General features: G+C 59.0%; 8 protein-coding genes and 1 pseudogene. 5 read left to right on the plus strand and 4 right to left on the minus strand.

Translation table 11 applies throughout. The annotated features are described in order from the left end of the window. Positions 1–170 (plus strand): annotated as a pseudogene (locus E0F99_RS28140) (isocitrate lyase); the annotation flags it as partial. 422 nt (positions 171–592) lie between these two features. On the opposite strand, the gene E0F99_RS28145 reads toward E0F99_RS28140, so the two are convergent. After that, positions 593–1,180, minus strand: a complete 588-nt coding sequence (locus E0F99_RS28145; RefSeq protein WP_083358913.1) for an NUDIX domain-containing protein — start codon at positions 1,178–1,180, stop codon at positions 593–595. A gap of 359 nt (positions 1,181–1,539) precedes the next feature. Here E0F99_RS28145 and E0F99_RS28155 point away from each other — a divergent pair, with 359 nt between their 5' ends. After that, entirely contained in the window at positions 1,540–2,466 is a 927-nt protein-coding gene (locus E0F99_RS28155; protein WP_083358914.1) for an alpha/beta hydrolase, read from the plus strand. Positions 2,467–2,658: 192 nt separating this feature from the next. Here the strand turns inward: E0F99_RS28155 and E0F99_RS28160 are convergent, their stop codons facing one another. Next, positions 2,659–3,819 carry an alpha-hydroxy acid oxidase gene (locus E0F99_RS28160; RefSeq protein WP_130909067.1) on the minus strand — a complete coding sequence of 387 codons (1,161 nt, stop codon included), beginning with the start codon at positions 3,817–3,819 and terminating at the stop codon, positions 2,659–2,661. Between the two features lie 121 nt (positions 3,820–3,940). On the opposite strand from E0F99_RS28160, the gene E0F99_RS28165 reads away from it, so the two are divergent. Continuing rightward, complete coding sequence (locus E0F99_RS28165; protein WP_083358916.1) at positions 3,941–4,726, plus strand: DeoR/GlpR family DNA-binding transcription regulator; 786 nt, start codon at positions 3,941–3,943, stop codon at positions 4,724–4,726. A 298-nt stretch (positions 4,727–5,024) separates the two neighbouring features. Here E0F99_RS28165 and E0F99_RS28175 read toward each other — a convergent pair whose 3' ends face one another. After that, positions 5,025–5,237, minus strand: coding sequence for a hypothetical protein (locus E0F99_RS28175; RefSeq protein WP_083358917.1), 213 nt, complete (start codon positions 5,235–5,237; stop codon positions 5,025–5,027). A 202-nt stretch (positions 5,238–5,439) separates the two neighbouring features. Between E0F99_RS28175 and E0F99_RS28180 the strand changes: the two genes are divergently transcribed. Together E0F99_RS28180 and E0F99_RS28185 are read left to right on the plus strand one after the other, a co-directional pair. Then, on the plus strand, positions 5,440–5,943 hold the full coding sequence (locus E0F99_RS28180; RefSeq protein ID WP_083358918.1) for a DUF4142 domain-containing protein: 504 nt from the start codon (positions 5,440–5,442) through the stop codon (positions 5,941–5,943). A gap of 28 nt (positions 5,944–5,971) precedes the next feature. Next, a complete protein-coding gene (locus E0F99_RS28185) occupies positions 5,972–6,532 on the plus strand; it encodes a type 1 glutamine amidotransferase domain-containing protein (RefSeq protein WP_083358919.1) in 561 nt (186 codons plus the stop codon). Positions 6,533–6,592: 60 nt separating this feature from the next. Here the strand turns inward: E0F99_RS28185 and E0F99_RS28190 are convergent. Continuing rightward, positions 6,593–6,712: PLDc N-terminal domain-containing protein (locus E0F99_RS28190; RefSeq protein WP_207303107.1), on the minus strand; the 120-nt coding region annotated here is incomplete at its 5' end.

Here is a 6,712-nt window from a genome sequence, read left to right on the forward strand (position 1 = left end):
GTAAGCTGCAGGAGCAGGAAGTCGCTGACGCGGCCAAGGGTTACACCTTTGGGGCGCACCAGCAGGAAGTGGGCACTGGCTACTTCGACGACATGACCACCGTGATCCAGGGTGGCACCTCGTCCGTGACCGCGCTGACGGGCTCGACTGAAGAAGAACAGTTCCACTGATTGACTGAGTACACGGCCATTGCGGCTCCATGGAAGACCTAACCGCAATGCCGCACGATCTGACGCCCCGACTGGTTCGGGGCGTTTTTTTGCCTGTGTGAATGGGAAGGCGTGTGTATATCCGTTATTGGGTGGGAAGCCGGCCTGCGCAGGCATCAACGGGTTATTCCTGATGCACCGAGGTGCCTGCATCGCCGGCAAGCCAGCGCTCACAGAAAAGTAAATCTGCTTTTGCTCTGTTGTTGCTTCAACCCGCGCTCAAAATCCTGCGTTCAGGCACACCGAGCCAGAGCGAAGTACCGAGTGGTGGGGCGAGGATTTTTGAGTTACTTTTTGGTCCCTTTGTACAGGTCCCTCAACAAGTGACCCGCTGTAAGCGCGCAGCCCTTGACCGACACCGCCGCAGCGCAGCGCAGCAACCGTCACCAGCCTTCTTTCAACATGCGCAACTCCAGGTGCTGCAACAGCATGATGGTTTTACCGTCGACAATTTCACCCCTCTGCACCATCGCCAGCGCCTGTTCAAAGCCCACTTCCAGCACTTCGATGTCTTCACCTTCATCGATCAGGCCGCCGCCACTGCTGACCCGATCCGCCGCGTGGTACTCGCCGATAAAGAAGTGAATCCGCTCGGTCACCGAGCCCGGGCTCATGAACGCTGCGTAGATTTTTTCGACAGCGCCGACACGGTAGCCGGTCTCCTCCTCGGCCTCCAGGCGAATACGCTCCTCGGGGCTGGCGTTGTCCAGCAAACCGGCAGCGGTTTCAATCAGGTAACCGTGGTAATCGTTGACGAAAGTGGGCATGCGGAACTGGCGTATCAGCAGCACCGTGCGCTGCGCGCGGTTGTACAACAGGATGGTCGCGCCGTTGCCCCGGTCATACACCTCGCGGGTCTGGGCTTGCCAACTGCCATCTCTGCGGCGTAGGTCGAAGCTGTATTTTTTCAACAGATACCAGCTGTCCGAGAGGGTTTCTTCGGCAGTGATGCGAACGGGGCTGTTGTGCATGCTCGGGCCTTTGCTCAAATGCCCGCAAGCATGTCGCGCCGACGTCGCCAGCGTCAAGCAAGCCCGGCCTCAAAACCTGAGTCTTGCTTGATGCGTTCCCACGCGGCGGCCACCGCCTCGGCGCGGTTGACTGCACAGCTGCGGCCACGCGTGTTTGCACAACCAGAGCGGCGCGTAGAGGTAAATGCCCATGGTGCGTTGCAGGAGCGGCGCGTCGAGGTCGGCAATGACAACCCGTGCACGTGCTGTTCAATGCTGTAACACTTTGCAAGCAATCCTCATTCACGGCTGTCGAATTAATGCCTGCCTTCAGAAGCCATCTGGTAAAACCTGATCTTCGCTTTTGTCTTGGAACCTTCATGTCATCTCGTTTTTTCTCGCGCCTGGGCCTACGCTGGTTTCCCCTTCTGTGCATGGCGCTGTTGATCGTCGGCCTGCCGGTCGGCTGCGCCGTGCTGCAACACAAAGAGCGCGAGTGGGTGTTTCGTATCGAGCCGGGCACTGCCGGGTGGTTTACCGGCCTGCCCAAAGCGGTGCAGGAATTCGATATCAAGCCCGCCAGTTTCAAATCGGGGCAGAACCTTCACGGCTGGTGGTACCCGGCCGACAACAAGGACGCGCCGGCCATCCTCTACCTGCACGGCGTGCGCTGGAACCTCACCGGGCAGCTGTTTCGCATTGAGCAACTACACGCGCTGGGCTTCTCGGTGCTGGCCATTGACTACCGCGGCTTCGGCCAAAGCCACGGCGATTTGCCTTCGGAAACCACGGTGTACGAAGACGCACGCATCGCCTGGGAGCGCTTGCAGGTGTTGCAACCCGACCCAGGCAAACGCCTGATCTACGGGCACTCCCTGGGTGGCGCGGTGGCTATTGACCTGGCGGCCAAGTTGAGCAAACAAACACCGGTGCCCGTGCGCGGGCTAGTGATCGAATCCACCTTCACCTCGCTGGGGGACGCGGCTGCGGCGGTGGCCAATACCTCATTGCCGGTGCGTTGGTTGCTGTCGCAGAAATTCGATTCCATCGACAAGATTGCCGATGTGCGCATGCCGCTACTGGTGGTCCATGGCCTGGCTGACCAGTACGTGCCACCGCGTTTCAGCCAGCAATTGTTTGAGGCCGCCCAGGAACCCAAGCGGCTGTTGCTGGTGCCAGGCGCCACCCATAACAACAGCATGAACCTGGCCGGTCGCAGTTATGGCCAGGCACTGAAAAACTTGATGCAAGCAAAGGCGCCTGCGCAGGTGGTGACGCACACCACACGTCGCAACGGCGACTCTTAAAAGTCGTTTTCGGCACTGGGTCCGCGCTTGGCTGTCAAGCGCAAACCCTGCCCATACTGGCCCGCGCCGAAAGTTGATCAAATAATGATCGATAGCTAAATCGCCAACCCTGCCGGGCCTTCGCAAAGTTATCCACAGAGATACCCACGGTTTTCGTGGACAACTCTTTTTACTTTTTTACGTTTTTTTGGCTCAGTAAACGCCGGTAGGAAACGTACCTGGCAGCAAAATCTCGCGATTCACATCGCGGATATCGTTATAGCCACACAGCGCCATCGACACGTCCAACTCGCGCGCGATGATGTCAAGGGCCTTGGTCACGCCCGCTGCGCCCCTGGCCCCTAAACCGTACAAATGCGGACGGCCGACCAGGGTGCCTTTGGCGCCCAATGCCATTGCCTTGAGCACGTCCTGGCCGGAGCGAATGCCGCCATCGAGCCACACTTCAATCTGCTCTCCCACCGCCTCAACAATTGCGGGGAGTTGGCTGATGCTCGACGGTGCGCCATCCAACTGACGGCCACCATGGTTGCTCACCACCAGCGCATCAGCGCCGGAATTGGCCGCCAGGCGCGCGTCTTCCACATCGAGGATGCCCTTGATAATCAGCTTGCCGCCCCAGCATTTTTTGATCCATTGCACATCGTCCCAGCTCAGACGCGGGTCGAACTGCTGGGCGATCCACGATGACAGCGAACTCATGTCTGCCACGCCTTGTACATGGCCAACGATATTGCCAAAGCCACGGCGTTTGGTGCCCAGCATGCCCATCACCCAGCGCGGCTTGGTGGCCATGTTGAGGATATTCGACAAGGTCAGTTTGGGCGGCGCCGACAAGCCATTGATCAAGTCTTTGTGCCGTTGGCCAAGGATCTGCAAATCGAGGGTCAGTACCAGCGCATCGACACCGGCAGCCTTGGCGCGCTCGATCAACTGCTCCATAAACGCGCGGTCGCGCATCACATACAGTTGGAACCAGAACGGCTGGCCGACGTGCTCGGCGATGTCCTCAAGCGAGCAGATACTCATGGTCGACAAGGTGTAGCGCACGCCAAACGCGGCAGCGGCGCGGGCGCTCAGGATTTCGCCATCGGCATGCTGCATGCCCGCAAGCCCTGTCGGTGCCAGTGCAACCGGCATGGCCATGTCCTGACCGATCAGGGTGGCGCGGATCGAGCGTTCGTCGATATTGCGCGCCACACGCTGGCGGAATTTGATGCGGGCAAAATCACTTTCATTCGCCCGGTAGGTGCTTTCAGTCCAGGAGCCGGAATCGGCGTAGTCGTAGAACATCCGTGGGACACGTTTTTTCGCCAGCTTGCGTAAGTCTTCGATGGTTGTGATCAACGACATCTAGGTCACCTCTCCCTGAACTGAGCCCAGAGAGTAACCGCCCATCAGCTGCGCAACCAGCCATTGCGTTTATACCCACAGAAGCCTAATCTCGCATAAACCAGCACAAAGACGCACAAACATGCAAAACACTCATCAAGCCATTGACCTGCCTTCATTGCGCAAACAGAAAATCCTGTTGCTGCTGGAGCGCGATGGCAAAGTCACCGCCTCTGAATTGGTCGACCACTTTGCCGTGTCCCAAGACACCATCCGCCGCGACCTCGGTGAACTGGCCGCCGCAGGCCTGTTGCAACGCGTGCACGGCGGCGCCCTGCCCCGGCCCAAAGACACCGGCAAGGACTTCTTCACCCGTGTCGGCGAGACCAACGAGGTCAAGCGTCACCTGGCGCAACTGGCGGCTGATCGTGTGGAAGACGGCCAGATCGTGCTGTTCGATTCCGGCTCCACCACGCTGCAGATTGCGCAATCCTTACCGCGTTCGATCCGCCTGACCGTGGTCACACCGTCGCCGATGATTGCGATCGCACTGGCCGACCATCCGCATGTGAAGGTGATTTTGGCGGGTGGCCAACTCAACCCCGCCACCGTGTCCACCAGCGGCCAGGAAGCGGTGCGTCTGATTCAGAGCATCAAGGCCGACCTGCTGTTTACCGGTGTGTGCGCATTGCATCCGCAGGTAGGCATCAGCTCATTGCATTTCGATGAAGTGGCGGTCAAGCAAGCACTGCTCGACAGCGCCTCCCAGGTGGTGGCCGTGACCATGGCGGACAAGCTCGGCGCCGTGGAACCGTTTGTGGTGGGGCCTTGCAGCCGTATTCATACGCTGATTACCGAGTGGCATGTACAGGGCATCGAGGCCTATGAGCAGTTAGGCTTGGAAGTGCTGCGGGTTGAGATCGAGTAACGACATAACTGCTTGAGGGCGCAAAATCGGTATCCGTCGAGGGTTTAAGGATTGTTTAAAACAGTACCTTGGCCGCATCGCGCATGAAAATCTCGAGGGTCTTGGGCCCCACCCCGTCGAATTCACCCAGGCGTTTTCGAAGGCCTGGCGGTCTGCGCTGGCACTGCGGGTATGGCTGATCGTGCCGCCGTACTCGGCATTCAGTTTGGCACTAAGGTCGAGCAGCCTGAACAGGCTGCCATCCCCTCCGGGCTTGAGCTCAATGCCCAATTCAGACGCCGTCATCGAGCGGGCCTGCTCAGTGGCCCAACTTGCGCTCGGCCTTGGCGGCTTGCTCGTTAATGGCGTCGGTCTGGCGTTCAGTGTCCTTGATTGAGGTGGGCGTCAGCACCTTATCAACGGTTTCAGTCTTAGGGTTCGCACGTTCCAGGGTCTGGCCTTTGGCGGGTTTTTTAATGCCTTGCTGGGCGTCTTCCGAGCTGATGGGTGCTGGGGTTTTATCGGCAGTCACAGTCTTTCTCCAAACCGTTGAAGGCCCGCAAGAAATGGCGGGCACGTAGTCAGCAGAGCCCGGCAGATATCGATAGTTCAAGGAATTTGCCGTGCTGCACCACCGGAGAAAAAAGCGCGAATTAATTTAAACCTTTTGCCAAGGGCCCCGCTCAACAGTCAGGTACGGCATCACGCCACTGTCGACTTCAAGGAGATCCACCATGACGACGCCGCTGATGAAACAACTGGGCCTCGGCTTTGTGCTGGTTGCAGGCTCGATTTGCACGGCCATGGCCGCCACGTCCAACAGCTTCGTCGACGCTGCCGCCCAAGGCGGTATCACCGAGGTGGAAGCCGGCAAGCTGGCGCTGGAAAAAAGCACCGCAGCCGACATCAAGACCTTCGCCCAACACATGGTCACCGACCACACCAACGCCAACGAGGAGCTCGCGGCGTTGGCGAAGAAACTGGATATCGACGTGCCGGATGATGCCGCCCTGACCGACAAGGCCAAGAAAGCCATCCTGGAAATGCGTGATGAATCGTTCGACAAGGCTTACGCCAATAACCAAGTGGCCGCCCATGAGAAAACCGTCGAACTGTTCAAGAAAGAAGCCGCTTCCTCGGACAACACCGAGCTGAAGGCTTTCGCCAGCAAAACCCTGCCGACCCTTGAAGCCCACCTGAAAATGGCCAAGGCGCTGCAGGCCACGTACGACCATTAATTTTCCCTGACCCAGGAGACACTCGACCATGAGTTCGCCACTCAACGGCAAGAAAATCCTCATCATCACTTCCAACACCGGCATCGAGCGCGATGAACTGGTCAAGCCGCTGGAAGCGCTGCGCGATTATGGCGCCACGGTGATACACGCTTCCAGCAAAGGCGGCACCACCCAGACCTTCGTCGGTGACACCGAGAAGGACAAAACGGTGGAGTCCGACGCGAAGCTCTCGCAGGTGGCGGGCGGCGATTTTGACGCACTGGTCATTCCCGGCGGCACCGTCAACGCCGATACGTTGCGCCAGGATGCTGCGGCGCTGGCGCTGATCAATGACTTCGCCCTGGCGGGTAAAACCATCGCCGCGATCTGCCACGGCCCGTGGGCGCTGATCGACGCTGGTGTGATCAAGGGCAAGACCCTGACCTCCTACAAAAGCGTGCGCATCGACCTGCAAAACGCCGGTGCGGCGGGTTGGGTGGACGCCGAGGTCAAGGAATGCAAAGCCAATGGCTGGACCTTGATCACCTCACGTACGCCGGACGACTTGCCAGCGTTCAATGAGGCGATTGCCAAGGCGGTTGCGGGTTAAACCCGCCGCTTGAACGAAAACAGGCGCCCTATGGGCGCCTGTTGATCGTCTGGCTTAGGTTCAGCTTTTGCGCTGCTCAGCCATCTCCCGTTTTGGCCCAAACATGGCCCAGGCAATCAGCCCGAACAGCGGCACGAAAATCAGAATGATCAACCACAACCCCTTGGTCTCCCAGCCACC

The sequence above is a fragment of the Pseudomonas antarctica genome (assembly GCF_900624995.1).
Taxonomy (GTDB): Bacteria; Pseudomonadota; Gammaproteobacteria; order Pseudomonadales; family Pseudomonadaceae; genus Aquipseudomonas; species Aquipseudomonas antarctica.